Raw genomic sequence first — 20081 nt, forward strand, 5'->3', positions numbered from 1 at the left:
AAACTCTGGCCCCTCACTCGTACGCCCCGCCGCTCCCCCCCTGCGGCGGGGCGTTCGCATGTCCCCGTCGGGAGGTGAGCGCGTGGCCGAGCCGATCACTGACCGCGACCGCGAGGCCGTGCGCACCCTGCACGCCGCCGGGAAGTCCCGCAACGCCATCGCTCGCGAACTCGGCCGAGGCGCTGCCACCGTCTCAAAGATCGCGGGCGAGCTTGGCCTGACGTTCGCCGGCGGCGCCCGCGTCGCAGCAGCCACCGAGGCGCACCGCGCAGACTCTGCCGCACGACGCGAGCAGCTCGCCGACGAGTCCCTCGACGGCGCCCTCGGGCAAGTCGTCAAGACCGCCGGGGCCGAGTCGGCGCGCGATGCCCGCGACCATGCCACCGCAGCCCGTGCCTTGACCGAGGTTCACGCCCGAGTCGCCGAGCTCGCCCGCCACACCGGCACCGGGGGCAGCGGCGCCTCGATGCTCGACCGCCTCGCCGACGCCCTACTCGGGTCGAACGGGGGCACGCAAGAGGGGGGTTGATGACCGCCCCCCTTCCGCTCTCCGACAAGCAGCTCGACTCGATCCGCCGCGCCTCGGCCCGTATCTGCATATGGCACGGCAGCGTGCGGTCGGGAAAGACGATCGCGAGCCTTGTCCGCTTTCTGCTCGCCCTGCGCCGCGCGCCCGCCTCGGGCCTCGTCGTGATCGTCGGGCGCAGCTTGCAGACGATCGAGCGGAACTGCCTCGACGTGCTCGCCGACCCGCTGCTGTTCGGAGACGTCGCCGCCGAGGTCCATCACACCCGCGGCGCCACAACCGCAGTGATCCTCGGGCGCGTGGTGCACCTCGTCGGCGCCTCGGATGCGCGCGCCGAGGGCCGGCTGCGCGGCATGACCGCCTCGCTCGCCTACTGCGACGAGGTCACCCTGCTGCCCGAGCCGTTCTTTCGGCAGTTGCTCGCCCGCCTCTCCGTTCCGGGCGCGCAGTTGATCGGCACCACGAACCCCGACTCGCCGAAACACTGGCTGCGAACCGAGTACCTCGACCGCGCGCACGAGCTCGACCTCGTCGACTTTCACTTTCAGCTCGCCGACAACCCGAGCCTTTCCGAGGCGTACGTCGCGTCGTTGGCCGCCGAGTTCACCGGTCTGTGGCGACGGCGCATGATCCTGGGCGAGTGGGTTGTCGCCGAGGGCGCGATCTACGACGCGTACGACGAGCAGCGGCACGTCGTCGACGAGCTGCCCGCGATGCGCCGCTATTGGGTCGGCATCGACTACGGCACGTCGAATCCCTTCTCGGCGATCCTGCTCGGGCTCGGGAACGACGACCACCTGTACGCGGTGAGCGAGTGGCGCCACGATGCGCGCGCCGCACACCGGCAGATGACCGACGCCGCATACAGCCTCGCCGTCCGCGAATGGCTCGGCCGGCTCGACGTCGTGCCCGAGTGGACGCTCATTGATCCCTCGGCCGCTTCCTTCCTGGTGCAGTTGTGGACCGACGGGCACCCGGGCGTGACCCGCGCGAACAACGCGGTCCTTGACGGAATCCGGTCGGTGTCGGTCGCCCTCGACTCGGGGCTGCTACGCATCCACCGGTCGTGCGAGGGGCTGCTCGGCGAGCTGCCCGCGTACGTGTGGGACGAGTCCGCCGCCGCCCGCGGCGAGGACAAGCCCGTAAAGACGGCCGATCACTCGGTCGACGCGCTGCGCTACGTGATCCATTCGACGGCGCACGAGTGGCGCGGACTGCTCACCACCACCGCGTAACCATCTACAGCCCCGGCCGCGCCCCGCCGGGGCCCCGGGGCTCTGCCATGCCCAAGGGGGGCGCACCATGCGTGATTGGACCGACCGGTTCCTCGACAAGATCCGCGAGAGCGAGTCCGGTTGCTGGGAGTGGACAGGGCACGTCAAGCCCAACGGCTACGGGCAGGTACGGATCAACCGGCGCCCGCTGCACGCGCACCGCGTCGCGTACGAGGCGATGCGCGGCCCGATACCTCCGGGGCTCGTGATTGACCATCTGTGCCGCAATCGGCGGTGCGTGCGTCCCGAGCACCTCGAACCCGTCTCGCACCGGACCAACATCCTGCGCGGCGAGGGACCGGCCGCCCGCCATGCCCGGCAGACACATTGCCTGCGCGGGCACCCCTTCAACGCTGCGAACACCTACGTCTCGCCCCGCGGCGCCCGCAACTGCCGCGCCTGCCGAGCCGAACGCAAACGCACTGGACACGACCGACAGGGGGTGACGCGTGCCCCTGCCTACCAACGGCGCCCCGTGGCCGCCGACTCAACTCGCCACGCACTACCGCGAGTTGCGCGTCGATGATGCGTGGTACAGCGGCGATCACGACAAGCTCGCCGCCGTCTACCGCAACAACGAGCAGCGCCGCGACGGACGCCGCCGCCTGTGGGCGCGCGACCGCAACGTGCAGCCGGGCAAGAGGGAAACGCGGCTGCACATCCCGCTCGCCGGCGACATCGCGACCGCGTCCGCAGACCTGCTCTTTTCCGAACCCCCGACGTTCACCGTCGCCGAGACCCGCACGCAGGATCGCCTCGACGAGATCGCCGAGGCCGACGGCATCGCGAACACCCTTGTCGAGGCTGCCGAGGTCGCCTCGGCCCTCGGCGGCGTGTACCTGCGGGTTACCTGGGACCGCGAACTCATCGACCGGCCGCTGCTCACCGTCGTGCACGCCGACGCCGCCGTGCCGGAATGGCGCTGGGGGCATCTGGCAGCAGTGACGTTCTGGCACGAGCTCAGCTCGGACACCGGCACCGTATGGCGCCACCTCGAACGGCACTCCCCGGGCCGCATCGAACACGCCCTGTATCAGGGCGGACCGGATCGGCTCGGCGAGCGCGTGCCGCTCACTGAGCACCCCGAGGTCGCGGGGCTCGCCGCCTCCCTCGGCCCCGAGGGCGACTCGATCGAGACCGGAATCGACCGGCTGACGGCGGCGTACGTACCCAACATCCGGCCGAGCAGGCGCCACCGCGGCAGCCCGTTCGGACGCTCGGACTACGGCGCCCCGCTGTACGACCTGTTCGACGCGTTGGATACAACGTGGTCGAGCTGGATTCGCGACATCAGGCTCGCCCGCGCGCGCCTGCTCGTGCCTGACGGCTACCTGCGCGATCACGGTCCGGGCCGTGGCGCGAGCTTCGACGACGACCGGGAAATCTGGCAGCTTCTGAACATCCCGCCCACCGAGGGCGGAGGCATCACCCTGTCGCAGTTCGCGATCAGGGTCGCCGAACACTCGCAGTCTGCGGACTCGATCACCCGGCAAGCCGTGATGAGCGCGGGATACTCCGCGGCGACGTTCGGCCTCGGCGACCAGGGCGCCGCCGTCACCGCGACCGAGGTCAAGGCCCGTGAGCGAAAGAGCATGATCACCCGGGGGAAGAAGTCGCGATACTGGGCGCCCGAGGTCGCCGAGATGCTGTACGTCGTGCTGCTGCTCGACCGGCGCCTGTTCACTCCGACCCTCGTCGCCGGGCGGCCCCGGATCGCGTTCGGGGACTCTGTGAGCGAGGACGCATCCAGCCTTGCGCAGACCCTTTCCCTGCTCCATCAGGCGCAGTCCGTGAGCGCCGAGACCCGCGTGCGCATCCTGCACCCGGAGTGGGACGAGACGGCCGTGCGCGCCGAGGTCGACCGCATCCTCGCCGAGACCGGGCAGGCAGTGCCCGACCCGATGCAGGCCGGTGCCCTCGCCTAGTTCCCAACTCGCAGGTTGATAGCGGACGACTGACCGTTCCTGGGGTTGTCTTCGATCTCGAATTCAACCTCCTGGCCGTCGTTGAGGGAGTTGAGGCCCGCCGCGGTAACGGCGGAAAGGTGAACAAAGACGGCTTTTTCGCTGCCCTCGGGCAGGATGGATCCGAACCCCTTGTGGGCGTCGAAGTACTTCACTCGTCCGCGCATCATCGTCATGTCGTTGATACGTCCCCCTCTCAGACGATCAAGAAACGCACTCGAATGGGTGAGTTTCTGAGGGGGTGCGATGCCCATCCACCCCGGCATGGTTGAGGACCTCTCGGCCGCCGTCCGCGACCTCTACGCCGATGCCGAGCAGCGGCTGCTCGGCGTCGTGGCGAGGCAGCTCGCCGACGGGTACGAGGCGCCCGGTTGGGCAACGGCCAAGCTCGCCGCGGTGCAGCCCATGCGCCGCGCCGCGCAGTCCGTTGTCGACGCGCTCGCGACTGCGACACAGCTTGAAGTCTGGGATGCGGTCGCCGAGGCGTACAACGTCGGCGCCCGAGCAGGGCTCGACGAGCTCGGCGCTCTCGACGACGGCGCCGCACGCCGCATCGCCGAGTCGACGCCGAACACTCGGGCGGTCGACCGGCTCGCGCAGGAAACCGTCGACCTCGTCACCCAGACACACCGCGGCATCCTGCGCGGTGTCGAGGACGGATACCGGCAGGTGATCTCGGAGGTATCCGGTACGCCCCTGCTCGGCATCGACACCCGCCGCCAAGCCACACAGCGGGCGATGGAGCGGTTTAGCGACCGCGGACTGCGCACGTTCGTCGACAAGAGCGGACGCGCATGGAAGATGACGAGTTACGCCGAGATGGCCATGCGCACCGCCGTTGGCAGGGCCGCGGTCGAGGCGCACGGCGACCGGCTGCGCGCCGCCGGTATCGGGCTCGTGATCGTCTCCAACGCCCCGCACAACTGCCCCCTTTGCGATCCGTTCGAGGGGCGCGTGCTCTCCCTCGACGGTCCCGACGGCGCCCGCACGATCGAGGTCGAGCACGCGACCGCCGACGGCCGCACCGTGCGCGTGGACATCGCCGGCAGTCTCGACGAGGCGCGGCAGCGTGGCTTGCAGCACCCCAATTGCAGGCACTCGACGAGCGCGTATCTGCCCGGCGTCACCCGCGCCCCTGCCGAGCACTCCGAGGACCCCGACGGGTACGAGGCATCACAGCGGCAGCGGGCGATCGAGCGCAACATCAGGAAGTGGAAGAACCGTTCCGCCGCCTCGACCTCGCCCGAGGGGCGGCGCGCGGCCGAGGCCCGGGTGCGGCAGTGGCAGAAGCGGCAGCGCGAGCACCTCGCCGCGCACCCCGAGCTCATCCGCCGACGCGAGCGCGAGCAGCTCGGCGCCGGAAACCTTCCCCCGGACCGCGGCACTGCCGGACGGCCCGGAGCACCGGACGGCCCGGGGAGCGATCCGTTCGAGGCGGCGCGCGTCCGCTCGGGCGACGATCGCACCCTGCCCGAGATGAGCGACGAGCAGCTCGGCGCCGCCATCCGGCCCGGGGTCCTCGACCGGCGCGACCTCGACCGCATCGGCGCCGAGGGCGACCGCCGCGACGAGCAGGCCCTGCTCGACCGCATCCGGCCGAACGGCCGGCTCGCCGGAAACCTTGCCGAGTTCAGCGACGACGAGCTTGCCCGCGTCTCCCTGCACCTGGGCGACGACGACATGCTGCGCGTCATGGCGGAGATGGACCGGCGCGACATCGACGCCGCCATGCCCGGTATCCGCCGCGACCTCGTCGGCCTGTCCGAGCGCGACCTCGTCGCCCGCGCCCGCCACGTCCCCGAGGACAGTCCGGCGATCGGCGCCGAGGTGCACCGCCGCCAGGCCCTCGCCGAACTGTTCCCCGGCGGGCGGCTCGCCGCCGACCTGTCGGGGCTCGACAACGAGCTGCTCGTGTGGGGCATCCGGTACGCGAGGCCCGAGGACGCCGCCCGGATCGCCGCCGAGATCGACCGCCGACACCCGCCCGCCCCGCCCCCGCCGGTGGTGGGGGCGACGGTCGCCGACACCCTCGCCGCCCGGGACGCCCTCGACGACGCGATGCACCCGATCCGCCTCGACGACCCTCCCCCGGCGGACCCCGACGAGTGGGGCGCCTACGGGGCGGACGTCGAGCGCGGCCCCGACGGCACCGAGCACATGTCCGCCACCGAGCGGTGGGCGTACGAGCGCGAACTCGAAGCGCGTGCCCAGCGGGCGGCGTACAGCCGCGACGAGATACGCGAGATGTACCGAGAGCACATCTACTTGCAAGAGCTCGCCGCCGAGGACTACACGAACGGGTTCATGCTCAACCGCAAGGCACGCGCCGCCGGCGTCGACCCCTCCTCGCTGTTCAGCGGCCCCTCGCACGTTGCCTACGCACGAGCGTCCGAGGACCTGATCAGGTTTTGGGAGGAGGTGAGCCCGAGGATCACTCTCGCCGAGTTCACCGAGCAGGTGACCGGCGTCCGCACCGGAGCCGGCGAAACCGCCCGGAACGCGCGCGAAGATCAACGGCGCAAGTTCTAAGGTCCCCGCCGCGACCGTGTTCTCTCACACGTAGGTTTCGACCTCATCCGCCTGCACGCCCTTCGGGCCGGGAACGCCCACAAAGTAGACTTTCATCCCCGGCTTCAGAAGGTTGGCCTCGTTGCCCTTGGCCGAGCGGGCGTGAACGAACACGTTCTCGGCGCCTGAATCCGGCTTGATGAAGCCGTACCCCTTCTCATCATCGAAAGTCTCCACCACACCCGACTCGCGCTTAGCCATGGCCCATCCTCCTTGTAGTTAGTTGATTACAGCGGGTTGATCATCCTACGCCTATGCGCGTTTGGTCAGGATGCAATCGGGTGACAGCCCCTCGGGGATTGATCACCTCAAGCTGCGCCCCCAGAGGCGCTCATCCCGCCGCTGGGGCGGCCCTGACCACAAGGGGGTGCCCGTGGGGTTCCGTGAGGACGCGGTGCGCGCGCGGCAGGCCGGAGCGCGCGCAGCCCTGACCGGACGACCGGCGACGGACTGCCCGCACCGCGGCGACGAGCCGCTGCTGCGCGCCGCATGGGTGCGCGGCTACGCCATGACAGCAAGCAGAGCCGCCCGCGATGGCCTAACAGGGGTGGACTGACCCCTCAACCCTGCCAAGATCCCAACGTTCCGCTACTGAACGTCACGGAGGATTACTCATGGCCGAAGACCAGCCGCCGAAGCTCGGCCCCAAGCTGGGCACGTACAAGATCAAGCAGGACGTCGGGAAAACGGCGCCTTCGGCCCAGGAGGCTGGCGCCTACAAGCGCCCGTCGGATGCCGAAGAGAGCAAGACAGACCAAGCCGCTCAGCCTGAGAGCTGAGCAGATGGTGAGCTGAGCTGAACGCTTAGCCCACACAAGGACCCACCCGAAAAGGTGGGTCCTTTTTTCATGCCCGCACGAGCCCCGGAGGGCTATCCCGTCATGTCCGAGACCACCGTCGGCCCCGGCCCCGTCACACCGCCCGCCGGCGACCCGGCCACCCCGCCGAACCCCGCCCCGGATGCTCCGCCGACCCCGGCCCCGGGCGCCGAGCAGCAGCTCGCCGAGGCGACCACCCGAGCCGAGCATGCCGCGGCCGAGCGCGACGAACTGCGCTCCGCCCTCGACGCCGTGACCAAGGCGCTCAACCCCAACGGCGGCGAGGCCGAGCAGGACCCGGCCAAGCTCGCCGCCGCGGTTGCCGACCGCGACAAGCAGCTCGGCGACCTGTCCGCCGAGCTGCGTACGGCGCGCGTCGAGCTCGCCGCCTACCGCGCCGCGGGCGAGCAGGGGGCCCGCGCCGACCGGCTGCTGAACAGCCGCTCTTTCCTCTCGGAGATCTCCGAACTCGACCCGGCCGAGGAGACGTTCGCCGCCACTCTCGGCGCGGCGATCAATACCGCGGTTGAGGGCGACCCCGACCTGTACCGCGCCGTGCCGACCGGACCGCCGCGCGGCGGCGCCGAGTTCAACGGCGCCCCGACGGGCGAGCGCCGCCCCGCTTCCCTGCGCGACGCCATCGCCGCTCGGTTCGGCGCCTGACCCCCTTCTGACTGGAGCACCCGCCTATGGCAATCACCCTCGCCGACGCACGGCTGAACACGCAGGATGACCTCGACACTCAGGTGATCGACGAGTTCCGCAAGTCGAGTTGGCTTCTGGACAACCTGACCTTTGACGACGTCGTGAGCCCTGCCGGGGGCGGCGCGACACTCACCTACGGATACACCCGTCTCATCACGGAGCGGCCCGCGCAGTTCCGGCCGCTGAACACCGAGTACCCCAAGGCACAGGCCAAGCGGCAGCGCTACAGCGTCGACCTGTCGCCGCTCGGCGGCGCGTTCGAGGTCGACCGCGTGCTGTCCAACCTCGGCGCCGCGGCGACCAACGAGACCGCCTTCCAGATGACGCAGACGATCAAGTCGTCGAACGCGTTCTTCTCCGATCAGGTCATCAACGGCAAGCGCATCACGACCCCGGGGGCCGAGGCCGGTTTCGACGGTCTCGACAAGGCTCTCGTTGGCTCCACTACCGAGATGGGCGCCGGCGCCTCGCTCGACTGGACCGGCGCGACCCTCGGCTCGGACGCGGGCAAGGCCAACGATGCCCTTGACGTCCTCGACGAGTTCCTCGCACTGCTCGACGGCACACCGTCGGCGATCTTCGGGAACAAGAAGGCCATTGCCCGTGTGCGCAGCCTCGCCCGACGGGCCGGCTACTACGAGCGGACCGCGGACGCGTTCGGGCAGAAGGTCGAGACGTACAACGGGATTCCGTTCGTCGACCTCGGCGACAAGGCCGGCTCGACCACGCCGGTTATCCCGATCGAGTCCCGCGACGTCGACGGCGCCGGTTCCGGTACCGCGATATCGGGCCTGTCTGACCTGTACGCCTTGCGCCTCGGTCTCGATGGCTTCCACGCCGTTTCCACGGTCGGTGCTCCCCTCGTGCGGCAGTGGCTGCCGGACTTCACGACCGCGGGCGCCGTCAAGACGGGCGAGGTCGAGCTCGGGCCGGTAGCGGTCGCGCTCAAGGCCACCAAGAGCGCCGCGGTCCTGCGGAACATCAAGGTCCAGTGACGCCCGTGCGCTACGAGATCACCGCCCCGCACGACGGCGACGAGCAGCTCGCCGACATCACGTTCGCCGACGGCCGCGCCACGGCCACCGACCCGGGCGAGGGGCTGCTGCTGTACCTGCGCCGCCACGGCTACACCCTCGAACCCGTCGACGACGACCCGCCGGCGGAACAGGACACCGAGAACGGCCCGCCGAGCACCAAGCCGGCGGGCCGTTCTGCTGCCCGCAGTAAGAGGGGGTGATCGTGGCGCGGCAGCCCTACGCCACCCCCGAGCAGCTCGCCGTATGGCTCGGCAAGCCGTCCCCGCCCGACGCCGAGCGGCTGCTCGCCCGCGCGGGCGAGGACATCGACAGTGCGCTGCTGACTGCCGTCTATCGCGTCGACGAGGACGGCGACCCCACCGACCCGCCGATTGCTGCTGCGCTCGCCGATGCCGTCTGCGCGCAGGTCGAGCACTGGATCGCGACCGGCGACGACGGGACCGGCGCCGGCGGCGTGTGGGACTCCGTCTCGATCGGCCCGGTAAGCCTGTCCGGGCGCAAGAGCGCGCCCGCGGCCACGACCGGTGTCGAGCTCGCCCCGCGCGCCGACCGCGCCCTGCGCCGCGCAGGACTCACCCCGGGGCGGGTGATCGCGTGGTGAGCCTGCCTCTCTTCCTGCTGCGGCACCGGATCGCCGTCGAGCCGTACCTCGGCGATTCGGCATACGGGCCGCAGTACGGGCCGGCGGTCGCCGACGTTCCCGCGCTCGTCGCCGAGTCCGTGCGCCTGGTGCGCGCGGCCGACGGGCGCGAAGTTACGTCTACCGCGCAGGTCATCGCCGAGCCGGGGCTCGACTGTCCCGCCGGCTCCCGCCTCACCCTGCCGACCGGGCGCATCACGACCGCAATCTCTGTCGCGCACCACACCGCCCCGGGCCTTCCGGTCCCTGCCTGCTGCGAGGTGATGTGTGAATGAGCCGTGCCCGTGTGCGCTGGAACGGGGCGCGCGTCTCCGCAGAGCTGCGGCAGGCTGCTGCCCGCGGTGCTCTGCTCGGCGCCGAGCACGTGCTCGCAGCGAGCCGTCAGCGGGTGCCGATCAACGAGGGCACCCTCGAACGCTCGGGCAGCACGTCCGTTGACGAGCAGACCCTGACCGCCGCAGTTTCCTACGACACCCCGTACGCGACGCGCGTTCATGAGGACCTGAACGCCCGGCACTCCCCGGGCCGCAGCGCCAAGTACCTCGAAAGCGTGCTCCCCGAGACCGCGTCCGAGGTGCAGGCGCTGATCGCCGCGCAGATCCGGCGGGCGCTGCGCGGATGACCTACACCGTCGCCCTGGTCGACGGACTTGCCCGCGTTCTGGCCGAGCAGGGCCTCGGCATCTACAGGCCCGACGGCGTGTACGCCGCGGGCGAGACCGCGATCACCGTTTCCGCCCTTCCCCCCTCTCCCGACCGCTGTATCTGCCTGTCGGCGTATCCGGTAACCGACTCTCCGGTGCTCACGGACACGACGACCGGCATACAGGTGCGCACCCGCGCGAGCAGTGATCCGCGCGAGGTCGACGCCCTCGACGACGCAGTGCACGAGGCGTTGCACGGCTCTGGCCCCTACCGATTCGGGGCCGCGCTGGTGCAGCTCGTCTTTCGCGTCTCGGCCGCCCCGATCGGCGCCGACTCGGCCGGCCGCTGGGAGCGGACCAGCAATTTCTACGTCCGCGCGCACCGCGTCGCGGCCCCGCACCTTGAGTAAGGAGGCGCCTACTTGAGTACGCCGACGCCTCCGGCCGAGACGGTGACCGCGCTCGCGCGCCGGTACCGGCTTGAGCTGGACACGAGCAACACCCCCGGTACTCCGAGCTGGACGCTCGTACCGGGCATCACCGAGTTCACACCGAAGATCGAACCGACGCAGCAGGACGTCACCACGTACGACGCCGAGGGATGGTCCGAGCAGGCCGTGACCATGCTTGCTTGGTCCGTCGAGGCGACGCTCGCGCACCGTGCGCACCCGACGACCGGCGCGTTCAACGCCGCCCAAGAGTTCCTGCGCAAGGCGAGCCAGTCGTTCGGCGCCGCCTCGTACGTACGAGTCCGCTACTACGACCGCAACGGCGCCGCGGACGCACAGCAGGGCACGGCCCTGGTCACCTGGGAGCCCGACGGCGGGGGCCCCGACGAGGTCGACACCATCAAGGTCACGCTTACCGGTTCCGGCCCTCTCGTCGAGATCACCAACCCCGCCGCCGGGGGCGGCACGTTCGCCGCCGAGTCCAAGTCCTTGAAGACGTCGGGGGGTGAGGCGTAGTGGCGTTCGAGGCGCTCGACGAGCTGCTCGACGAGTCGCTCGAACTGCCCATCGGCGGGCGCACCTACAAGGTTCCGGCGCCCTCGGCCGAGATCGGTCTGCGGACACAAGCTCTGATCAATGCCGCCGCGGTGGCCGCGGACGGTGGGCGCGTCGACGAGCAGGTGCTCGGCGATGCTGCCGAGCGCGACCTCTATCGCGAGGTACTCGGCGACGCTCACGAGCAGATGGTCGCCGACGCCGTGCCGTGGCCGGCGCTCAAGCACTCCGCGTTGACCGCCATGGTGTGGATCGCGCAGGACAAGAGCGCCGCCGAACGCTTCTGGAACGCGGCCGGCGACCCTTCTCGACTGGCCCCGAACCGAGCAGCTCGTCGCCGATCGGATGCGGCGAGCTCGACGAAGTCTCGGGGCTCTACGAGTGGTACGAGTACCCGCCCGGCACCGCCCCGCGGAAAGGCGAACAAGCGGCGCAAGTGACGTGGCCGCAAATCCTCGCCGAGTGGCCGCTCGTCGAGGCTGATCTGCACGAAATCTACGGCGTCGACGTCGGCGCCCCGGGCCTGCTCCGCTCCCGCTCCTGGCGATGGCTGCGACTGCGCGTGCTCGGTCTGCTGTCTGCCGAGTCCCGCCTCGCGCGCGTGCTCCTCCCTCCGCCCGACGCCCCCGCACCACCGGGAGGCACGACCGCCCGGAGGTGATGAGCCGTGGCGCTTATGGTCGGCGAGCTCGCCGCAACCGTCGTTATCGACGACTCGGGCGCTGCGCAGGGGATGCGCAGCGCCGAGGCCGCGGTGCGAAGCGGCGGCGACCGCATCGCCGCCGCCGCCGACCGGACCGGGCAGCAGGCAGGCGAGCAGCTCGGCGACGGCCTCGCCGACGGCGCCGCCGAGGGCGGCGACCAGGCCGCGGCCGGCATGGGCACCGCCTTGAAGGGGTTCGCCGCCGCGGCGATCGGCGCCGGAATCGGCGCGGCCCTGATGGCAGGGGTCGGCGAGGCGCTCGAACAGTCCAAGATTCCGGGCCAGTTGCAGGCGCAGCTCGGCACGACCGGGCCCGTCGCCAAGGAGTACGGCAAGGTGGCCGGGGACCTTTACGCCGGCGCGATCGTCGACTCGGTCGCCGACGGCGCCGAGGTCATCAAGGGCATAGCGCAACAGGGCCTGTTGCCGCCCGAGGCGACGCAGGGGCAGATCAAGGCCATGGCGACGCAGGTCGCCGATACGGCCTCGGTCATGGGCGAGGACGTGTCCGCCGTCTCTCGCGCGGTCGGCACGATGCTGAAAACCGGCGTCGCCAAGAACGCCGAAGAGGCAATGAACGTCCTCATCAAGGGGACACAGAACGGCGTCAATTCGGCCGAGGATCTGCTCGACACCTTCTCGGAGTACAGCACTCAGTTTCGCGATCTAGGGCTCGATTCGTCTACCGCAATGGGCCTGATGCAGCAGGGACTTAAGGGCGGTGCACGCGACGCCGACACGGTCGCGGACGCGCTTAAGGAATTCGCGATCCGGTCGAAAGACATGTCGACCACAAGTGTCGGCGCGTTCAAGGACATTGGCCTTAACGCCGACACGATGGCGAAGGTTTTCACCAAGGGTGGACCCGAGGCGAGTAAGGCGCTCGGCGACGTCCTGCAACGCATCAAGGCAATTGAGGACCCCGCCAAACGCAATGCGACCGCCGTCGCGCTTTTCGGCACCAAGGCCGAGGACTTGCAAGGCGCATTGTTCAAGCTCAATCCCGCGACCGCCGTCAAGGCGCTAGGCGACGTCAAGGGCGCCACCGACGCCGCGGGCGACGCCATGCGCGACAACGCCGCCACCAAGTGGGAGGAATTCAAGCGCGGCGCGATGCAGAAGGTTGTCGGCGTACTCGGCACCTATGTGGTTCCGGCGCTGGTGACCGGGGTCGAGTGGGCCGGAAAGTTCGGCTCGGCATTCCTCACCGCGGCAGCGTTCCTCGGCGAGCACTCGACGGCGCTCACGATCGCCGCCGGCGTGATCACGCTCGTGATGCTGCCGGCGCTCGTAGGTCTCGCCGTACAGGCGGGAACGACCGCAACGGCGACTGTCACGAGCTGGGCGACACAGAGCGCCGCCGCAGTGACCGGGGCAGCCCGGTTCGTCGTCTCGAACGCCGTAGTCCTCGCCGGGTGGATCGCGCAGGGTGTAGGCGCTGGGGCTGCTGCGGTACGCGTGGTCGCGGCATGGGTGCTCATGGGGACGCAGTCCCTGATACAGGGCGCCCGCATGGCTGCTGCGTGGCTGCTCGCCATGGGGCCGATCGCCCTTGTGATCGCCGCCGTTGTCGGCATCGTCGCTCTGATCGTGGCCAACTGGGACACGATCGTTTCCGCCACGAAAACCGCGTGGGAATGGGTCTGGAACAAGATCAAGGGAATCGGGCAGTTCCTGCTCAATCTCTTTCTGAATTTCACCCTCGTTGGAATCATCATCAAGCATTGGGATGCGATCAAGTCCGGAACGGCGCGCGCCTGGAATGCCGTAGTTGGCTTCATAAAATCCATCCCGCGCAAGGTCGTCGACTTCTTCCTGAACTGGACGCTCGTCGGGCTGATCATCAAGCATTGGGATTCGATCAAGACCGGAACGGCACGCAAGGCGGGCGAGATGCTCTCGTTCGTGCGCGGCTTGCCCAGCAAGATCGGCGGGCACTTCGGCAAATTCGGAACGATGCTGTACGACAAGGGAAAGGACTTGATCCGGGGACTCTGGAACGGGATCAAGGCCATGGGCTCTTGGCTGAAATCGACCCTCATGTCATGGGCGAAAGATTTGATTCCGGGGCCGATCGCTAAGGCGCTCGGGATCAAGTCGCCATCGCGTCTCATGCGCGACCGGATCGGCAAATTCATTCCGGCCGGAATCGTCGAGGGAATCAAGGCGGGCGCTCCCGCGGTCGACCGCACAATGCGCAACCTCGTGTCGGTTCCCGCCGCACCGCAGTTCAGTTCCGGCGCCCCCGCAACTGCCAACGCCGGTTTCGGCGGGGGCAGTTACGGCCCTGCCGTTCACATTGAGAACTGGCATTCCGGCGACGCGTCCGCAGAGCAGACCGCGGTCGCCCTCGCATGGCACGCCAAGACGAGGGGGTGACGGATGGCCGCGGGTGATCTGGTCGCCCTCCCCGGACACGTCGAGTACGACGGACTGCTGCTCGGCCCGTTCACCCCCTACGGATGGAAGTCGGTCACCGGGTGGGAGGACTCCCCGGGCACCGACTCGGGGACGGTTAACCGGGCCGCGGCGCACGGCGCTTACCCCGGGCGCCTGCTTGCCCAACCCCGGACGATCACCCTCGACGGCGTCGTGATCCGCTCCGAGCCGCTCCAAATGGGCGCAGCAGTACGGCGGTTGTCGTCCGCAACGACGTTGCGCGACGACGAGGTGCCGCTCGTCATCCGCCTTGACGACTCGCCGCCGCTGCTGTGCTTCGCCCGCTGTATCCGCCGCGCGATCCCAGTCGCCGCCGGCGGGTACGCGGTCGGCGTCGTACAGGGTGCTGCGTTGCAGTTCGAGGCATCCGACCCGCGCCGGTACGAGCTCGTCGAGCAGCAGGTCGAGACGCGCCTGCCCATGGCGGAACCGGGCCTCGACTGGCACCTCGACCCCGGGCCCGAGTCGTTGTCCTACCCGCTCGACTTCGGCGAGCCGGGCAGCACCGGCACGGTCACCGCGACCAACGACGGCGACGCCGCCGCGCACCCGCTCGTGCGCTTCCGCGGCCCCGTGGCGCTGCCCTCGATCACGAACATCACGACCGGCGCGGTTCTTGAGTACGACATCACCCTCGCCGCCGACGACGAGCTGCTCGTCGACACGGACAACGGGACCGTGACGCTCAACCGCACCGCGAGTCGCCTCTACACCGCGACCGCCCGCTCGGTCCCGGAGAACACATTCACGCTCGCCCCCGGCTCGGCATCACTGACGTTCCGCGCGGCCCCGGGGTCGAACGATCCTCGCGCCGCCTGCTCGCTCCGGTGGCGCTCGGCCTACTGGTAAGGAGGAACACCCGACGTGACCGTGCGCGCCGGTTGGCTGCTGCCCACCGGGCAGACCCGCGAAGACACCCGCCTCGTGCCGCTCGGCACCATGGCACCCGAAACCGCCATGACGTCCCGCGACGGCGTGATCGCCGGCGGCGACGCGCTCGCCGCGACCGGCGCCGGCACCATGCAAGTGCAGATCGGCACCGGCCGCGCCCTGGTGCAGGGCACTGCCGCGCAGGGTGCCTATCCCGTGGCCGTGACAAGCCCGGAGACGCTCACCATCGCCGACGGGAACGCGCAGTACGCGCGAATCGACTCGGTCGTGCTCAAGGTCTACGACGGGTTGTACGACGTCAACGAACGGACCGCCGTCGCTGTCGAGCTCATCCAAGGGGCACCGCACGCCACCCCGACCGCGCCGACCCTGGACCCCGCAACGCTCCGCCTGTGGGACATCACCGTTCCTGCCGGAGCATCGGCAGGAACGGGCGGCATCACGTGGTCGAGCGCCCTCGCCGACCGCCGCCGGTACACCGCCTCATACGGCGGCATCATCCCCCGCGGATGGGGGCTGAGCTTCGCGGGCGCCTACCCGGGCCAGTACCGCGACAACGGCAGCGGGCTTGACCGCTGGGACGGTGCCGGATGGCAGCCCCTCGAACCGTCCGTCGACTGGACGGCCGTAAGCCTCGCGAGCGGCTACACCAACAACGGCAACGCGCAGGGCCCGGTCAGGTACCGCAAGATCACCATTGCCGGGGTGCCGCACATGCAGTGGCGCGGCGGCGTTTCGTGGACGGCGAGCGGCAACCCGCCGAACAGTGCCTACCCGCTTGCCGCAGCCGTCCCCGCGGCGTTCCGTCCCGCCCGCCTCGTCTCGGTCGCCATCGCCGCCGGCGGCGTCGACATCAAGGCCGACTTTCAGACCGGCGGACTGCTGCGCCTGATCACCTCGCCCGGACTCACGACGTGGGCCTCGCTCACCGGAGTGCAGTACCCGCTCGACGCATGACCGCAGGGGGTGAGCAATGCCCGCCCCCATGTACCGCGCGCTGTTGTGCGACCTGCGCTCTGATCAAGTCCTCGACGCACTGCCGCTTACCGACGTGAGCCTCGACGACTACATCGGCAAGACCGGCTCGGCGAACGTGACCGTGCCGCTCCCGAACCGGCAGCTCGCGCAGCGTGCACGCGCCGCGGTCGAACCGGGCCGTACGGCTCTGTGGATCGAGCGCGGCCCGGAAATCTGGTGGGGCGGCGTCGTCTGGACGGCGAACATCACCAGCAATGACCGAGGGTTTCTCGGCCTCCAGATCGGGGCCGGCGGGTGGGCGAGCTACCTCGATCACCGCGTCGTGTTCGCCACCCAACAGGCTGTCAAGGTTGATCAGTTCGACATCGCCCGGGGCCTGCTCTCTTATGCACAGTCTGTGGACGGCGGCGACATCGGAATCGAGTTCGGCACGGAAGTGTCGGGCGTCGAGCGCGACCGGACGTACCGGCGCTACGACCAACCGCGAATACGGGAGCTGCTCGACGAGCTCGGCGCCGTCGAGGGCGGTTTCGAGTGGCGGATCATGTCGTACCGCGATCCGGGCAGCGGCCGGCGTATCAAGCGGCTGCAACTCGGCTCCCCGGTCATCAGGGCCGGTACGACCGAGATCGTGCTCGACCGCCCCGGGCCGGTCATGTCCTACGGGTGGCCGATCGACGCCACGGTGCAGGCGAACGCGTGGCAGACCCGCGGCGCCACGGACAACCGGAACCAGACTGCCGAGTCGCTGCCGCTGATGTCCGAGGTACTCGTCGAGTCCGCCGACATCGCCGCCGGATGGCCGCGCCTCGACGGCACGGCCGATTACTCGACCGTGAGCGAGCAGGCCACCCTCGACGCGCACGCACGGGCGGACCTCGCCGCCGCCCGTCGCCCGCGCACCATTCCCGAGATCACGGTCGCCCTCGACCGCGTCCAGCTCTCGCCCGCGCTGCTCGGCGCAGACATCAGGGTCCGTATCCGCGACGACTGGTTCGCCGAGGGACTCGACGAGCGGTACCGCGTCGTGGGCCTCGCGATCTCCCCGCCCCTGCGCGGCCAACCCGAGACCGCGAAACTCTTCCTGGAGGGCGCCTAGTGGCTGCCGTACCCCTCGACCTGCTCGACCGGATTCGCGCCCTGGAGCGCGAGGTTCGGACCATCATCGGCCGTGCCAGCATCCGGCCGGCCCTCGATGAGATCAACGCCGGCCGCGTCCAGATCGGCGAGGGCGGATCACTGGAAGTCCGCGCCCCGGACGGGACCGGAATTTTCGGCGTCGGCAAGCTGTGGGACGGCACTTACGGGGTGGTTGTCCAGCGTTCCGACGGGACGCTCGCGTTCAACGTCGGTGGCAGCGGCGAGGGCTCCAACATGATCCGCCTGTTCTCCCGAGCAGGCGACGCGCTCGTGATGGATGACTACTACTCCCGCGAGTTCCTCGGCCGCCCCTGGATGCCGATTTCCCTGTTCCCCACCATGCAGCAGGGCACGACGCTGACCACCTACCAAGCTGCATGGGTCGGGGGCGGACCCGCGCACAATGCCGTCGCCTACCTGAATCTGTCGACCATCGCCGGTACCGGGGGCGGACAGGTCCGTATCCGCATGACACCACCGCGCGGCGCCGAGGTCGAGGTCGCCGAGTACGACATCCCCGCGAACACGTGGACCAACAAGACGATCGTTCAGCCGCTGCACAACGTCGGCTTCCTCGAAGCGGTGCACTGGATCGTCGAGCACCGGGCCAAGACCAACGGCAGCCCGGTCGAGACCCGGATATTCCGTGCCTACACCCGGAACACCCAAGTCGAGAGCGAAACCCCCGACCCGCCGCCCGCGCCCGCTGCGGCCGAGGCAATGCCGTTCACCGGCCCGGCCGAGACGCCGTTCCCGAACGACGCGCCGCCGCCCGAGGCTGCCGAGCCGGGGCTGCACACCATCAACGACTGAGGAGGTCGCGCCCTGCTGCCCGAGAACATTCCTGCTGTGACGCTGCGCGGTCGGTTCCTCGACCCGTCCGGGCGCCCCCTGTCGGGCAACGTCACCTTCCGCGCACCCTCACAGTTGGTTTTCCCCGAGTCCGACGTGATCCTCGGCGGCCCGGTCGTCGCCCCGCTCGACGCGCAGGGACAGATCGAGGTCACCCTGCCCGCGACCGACGCACCCAACATGGACCCGTCGGGTTGGGCGTACATCGTCGCCGAACAGCTCTCCGGCATTCCCGCCGGCCGTACGTACAACATCGTGCTTCCGAAATTGCACCCCCTCGTCGACCTCGCCGATATCGCGCCGACGGACCCCTCGAAACCCAACTTCGTTGGCGTCAAGGGCGACTCGGCGTACGAGGTCGCCGTCTCCGAGGGGTTCACCGGCACCCCCGTGCAGTGGCTCGCGAGCCTCGTCGGGCCGCGCGGAGCAACCGGCGCCACGGGGGCGACCGGCGCCGCGGGCGCACCCGGAGCAACCGGCGCCCGCGGCGAGCAGGGAGTGCCCGGAAAGGACGGCGCCCCGGGTGCCCCCGGGGTCGTCCAGTCCGTCAATGGCAAGAGCGTTGCTGCGGTCGTCCTGGCCGCGGCGGACGTCGGCGCGATCCCGAGCAGCGCCGCCGGTACCGCGGGAGGGGTCGCCACCCTCGGCGCCGACGGGCAGGTGCCTGCCGGGCAGCTTCCGCCCGGCGGGGGCGGGGGCGCCGTCGCCTCGGTCAACGGCAAGACCGGCGCGGTAGTGCTCGCCGCGGCCGACGTCGGCGCGATCCCCGACTCGGGATTCGTCGGGGGCGGGAACCTGACGCTCAACGCAGCGACCCTCGACTACCGCGGCTTGTCGTTCACCACGGCAGGCGTGAACAGGTGGGTCTACCAGGTCGACAACGCGGCCGAGGCCGGCGCCGACGCCGGATCGAACTTCGAGCTCGCGAACTGGTCGGACACCGGGGCGTGGAAGTCGACAGTCCTGTTCGGGCAGCGCGCGACCGGCAACGTCGGCATCGGCACCAACGCGCTTTCACCGGGCGCCAAGCTGTCCATAGCGGGAGCGACTGCACTCAAGAACGCGACGCCGCCCGCGGCCGAGGCCGGCGCCGCCATCGCCTACAGCGAGGGCGGCGTCTTCAAGGTCGTACAGGGGGACGGCACCCGCGTAACCCTCGCGCCCGCCGAGGCAGCCGGTACCGCGGTCCTGCTCACCGGAGCACAGACGATCGCGGGGGCAAAGACGTTCAGCAGCGTGCCCTCGTCGAGCGTCGCCCCGACCGCCGACAACCACCTCGCCCGCAAGAGCTACGTTGATGCGCTCGGCGGGGGCGAGTGGCGCCCGTCCGACCTCGGACTGCTCACGTGGGCATTCGACCCCGTCCTCGGGCACTCGGCCCCGCTCTACCCCGGGTCTGGACCGATCCGGGTAACCGCCGTTCATCTGCGGGCGCCCGCATCCGTGACAAAGATCGTGTGGCACTTCGGCGGATACACCGGCGGACTCACAACGGGATCGTGGGCCGCGCTCTACAGCTCGGCCGGCACCCGCGTTGCGCAGACTGCCGATCTGTCGACCGCCGCCGCCGAGCCTGCCGAGGTCCACAACGCGGGCGGCGCGACCGTCTCGGTTCCGCTCTCCGCCGCCTACGCCGCCCCCGCGGGTCTGTACTTCATCGCGTGGCGGTTCCAATACAACACCACGACAGGTGACGGCCCGATGATGCTCGTCGCCGAGTCGAGTTTCGGCGCCCCGGCAAACGTGTTCGGGCTCAACAACTCCCGCAGGTTCGGCTCGTACCCGACCGGCGCCGCGACCGCCCCGGCCTCGATCGCCGTCGCCTCGATGGAGAACGGCAGTAACCGCTTTTGGGCCGCGCTCGCGTAGCTCGCCGCCCCGCCCCCTCTCGCCCCGTGC

General features: G+C 70.1%; 25 protein-coding genes. 23 read left to right on the top strand and 2 right to left on the bottom strand.

All coding sequences use genetic code 11. The features are described from left to right. Window positions 1-82 precede the first annotated feature (82 nt). From AC0682_RS25525 to AC0682_RS25540, 4 genes are all read left to right on the top strand, one after another. Entirely contained in the window at window positions 83-529 is a 447-nt protein-coding gene (locus tag AC0682_RS25525) for a helix-turn-helix domain-containing protein (RefSeq protein ID WP_478535326.1), read from the top strand. Further along, window positions 529-1761, top strand: a complete 1233-nt coding sequence (locus tag AC0682_RS25530; protein ID WP_478535327.1) for a PBSX family phage terminase large subunit — start codon at window positions 529-531, stop codon at window positions 1759-1761. The genes AC0682_RS25525 and AC0682_RS25530 overlap by 1 nt, the downstream gene beginning before the upstream one ends. Before the next feature lie 67 nt (window positions 1762-1828). Continuing rightward, window positions 1829-2326, top strand: coding sequence for an HNH endonuclease signature motif containing protein (locus AC0682_RS25535; RefSeq protein ID WP_478535329.1), 498 nt, complete (start codon window positions 1829-1831; stop codon window positions 2324-2326). Continuing rightward, a complete protein-coding gene (locus AC0682_RS25540; protein ID WP_478535331.1) occupies window positions 2250-3725 on the top strand; it encodes a phage portal protein in 1476 nt (491 codons plus the stop codon). Before AC0682_RS25535 ends, AC0682_RS25540 begins: the two co-directional genes overlap by 77 nt. On the opposite strand, the gene AC0682_RS25545 is transcribed toward AC0682_RS25540, so the two are convergent. Beyond that, complete coding sequence (locus AC0682_RS25545) at window positions 3722-4018, bottom strand: cold-shock protein (RefSeq protein ID WP_478535332.1); 297 nt, start codon at window positions 4016-4018, stop codon at window positions 3722-3724. The genes AC0682_RS25540 and AC0682_RS25545 overlap by 4 nt on opposite strands. Between AC0682_RS25545 and AC0682_RS25550 the strand changes: the two genes are divergently transcribed. Further along, window positions 4011-6293, top strand: coding sequence for a phage minor capsid protein (locus AC0682_RS25550; RefSeq protein WP_478535333.1), 2283 nt, complete (start codon window positions 4011-4013; stop codon window positions 6291-6293). The two genes, AC0682_RS25545 and AC0682_RS25550, sit on opposite strands and share 8 nt — an antisense overlap. Window positions 6294-6317: 24 nt before the next feature. Here AC0682_RS25550 and AC0682_RS25555 read toward each other — a convergent pair whose 3' ends face one another. Continuing rightward, window positions 6318-6533, bottom strand: a complete 216-nt coding sequence (locus tag AC0682_RS25555) for a cold-shock protein (protein WP_478535334.1) — start codon at window positions 6531-6533, stop codon at window positions 6318-6320. Between the two features lie 70 nt (window positions 6534-6603). Between AC0682_RS25555 and AC0682_RS25560 the strand changes: the two genes are divergently transcribed. The 18 genes from AC0682_RS25560 to AC0682_RS25645 all read left to right on the top strand — a co-directional run bounded on the left by AC0682_RS25560 (window position 6604) and on the right by AC0682_RS25645 (window position 20051). Next, a complete protein-coding gene (locus AC0682_RS25560; protein ID WP_478535381.1) occupies window positions 6604-6888 on the top strand; it encodes an Rmf/CrpP fold protein in 285 nt (94 codons plus the stop codon). 58 nt (window positions 6889-6946) lie between these two features. Continuing rightward, entirely contained in the window at window positions 6947-7111 is a 165-nt protein-coding gene (locus AC0682_RS25565) for a hypothetical protein (protein ID WP_478535336.1), read from the top strand. Between the two features lie 69 nt (window positions 7112-7180). After that, on the top strand, window positions 7181-7813 hold the full coding sequence (locus AC0682_RS25570; RefSeq protein WP_478535337.1) for a hypothetical protein: 633 nt from the start codon (window positions 7181-7183) through the stop codon (window positions 7811-7813). A gap of 26 nt (window positions 7814-7839) precedes the next feature. Beyond that, entirely contained in the window at window positions 7840-8850 is a 1011-nt protein-coding gene (locus AC0682_RS25575; RefSeq protein WP_478535338.1) for a major capsid protein, read from the top strand. 5 nt (window positions 8851-8855) lie between these two features. Next, entirely contained in the window at window positions 8856-9092 is a 237-nt protein-coding gene (locus tag AC0682_RS25580; RefSeq protein WP_478535340.1) for a hypothetical protein, read from the top strand. A 2-nt stretch (window positions 9093-9094) separates the two neighbouring features. Then, entirely contained in the window at window positions 9095-9493 is a 399-nt protein-coding gene (locus AC0682_RS25585) for a hypothetical protein (RefSeq protein WP_466557521.1), read from the top strand. Further along, window positions 9487-9807, top strand: a complete 321-nt coding sequence (locus AC0682_RS25590) for a hypothetical protein (RefSeq protein ID WP_478535342.1) — start codon at window positions 9487-9489, stop codon at window positions 9805-9807. Before AC0682_RS25585 ends, AC0682_RS25590 begins: the two co-directional genes overlap by 7 nt. Next, window positions 9804-10154, top strand: coding sequence for a hypothetical protein (locus tag AC0682_RS25595; protein ID WP_478535344.1), 351 nt, complete (start codon window positions 9804-9806; stop codon window positions 10152-10154). Before AC0682_RS25590 ends, AC0682_RS25595 begins: the two co-directional genes overlap by 4 nt. After that, window positions 10151-10585, top strand: a complete 435-nt coding sequence (locus AC0682_RS25600; RefSeq protein WP_478535345.1) for a minor capsid protein — start codon at window positions 10151-10153, stop codon at window positions 10583-10585. The genes AC0682_RS25595 and AC0682_RS25600 overlap by 4 nt, the downstream gene beginning before the upstream one ends. A gap of 12 nt (window positions 10586-10597) precedes the next feature. After that, window positions 10598-11140: a phage tail tube protein gene (locus AC0682_RS25605; RefSeq protein WP_478535347.1), complete on the top strand. Its 543-nt coding sequence runs from the start codon at window positions 10598-10600 to the stop codon at window positions 11138-11140. Next, entirely contained in the window at window positions 11140-11619 is a 480-nt protein-coding gene (locus AC0682_RS25610; RefSeq protein WP_466557526.1) for a DUF7426 family protein, read from the top strand. Before AC0682_RS25605 ends, AC0682_RS25610 begins: the two co-directional genes overlap by 1 nt. Beyond that, complete coding sequence (locus AC0682_RS25615; protein WP_359350472.1) at window positions 11616-11840, top strand: hypothetical protein; 225 nt, start codon at window positions 11616-11618, stop codon at window positions 11838-11840. The genes AC0682_RS25610 and AC0682_RS25615 overlap by 4 nt, the downstream gene beginning before the upstream one ends. 15 nt (window positions 11841-11855) lie before the next feature. Continuing rightward, complete coding sequence (locus AC0682_RS25620; protein WP_478535383.1) at window positions 11856-14261, top strand: phage tail tape measure protein; 2406 nt, start codon at window positions 11856-11858, stop codon at window positions 14259-14261. Between the two features lie 3 nt (window positions 14262-14264). Continuing rightward, window positions 14265-15170, top strand: coding sequence for a phage distal tail protein (locus AC0682_RS25625; RefSeq protein ID WP_478535349.1), 906 nt, complete (start codon window positions 14265-14267; stop codon window positions 15168-15170). A gap of 15 nt (window positions 15171-15185) precedes the next feature. Continuing rightward, window positions 15186-16169, top strand: a complete 984-nt coding sequence (locus AC0682_RS25630) for a hypothetical protein (RefSeq protein ID WP_478535350.1) — start codon at window positions 15186-15188, stop codon at window positions 16167-16169. Window positions 16170-16197: 28 nt separating this feature from the next. Further along, window positions 16198-17289: a hypothetical protein gene (locus AC0682_RS25635; RefSeq protein WP_478535351.1), complete on the top strand. Its 1092-nt coding sequence runs from the start codon at window positions 16198-16200 to the stop codon at window positions 17287-17289. After that, entirely contained in the window at window positions 17289-18143 is an 855-nt protein-coding gene (locus tag AC0682_RS25640; protein ID WP_466557530.1) for a hypothetical protein, read from the top strand. The genes AC0682_RS25635 and AC0682_RS25640 overlap by 1 nt, the downstream gene beginning before the upstream one ends. A gap of 36 nt (window positions 18144-18179) precedes the next feature. Continuing rightward, window positions 18180-20051 (top strand): hypothetical protein, encoded by a 1872-nt coding sequence (locus AC0682_RS25645; protein ID WP_478535352.1) that lies wholly within the window; start codon window positions 18180-18182, stop codon window positions 20049-20051. Window positions 20052-20081: the final 30 nt, after the last annotated feature.

Source organism: Streptomyces sp. NPDC043746 (assembly GCF_056436485.1).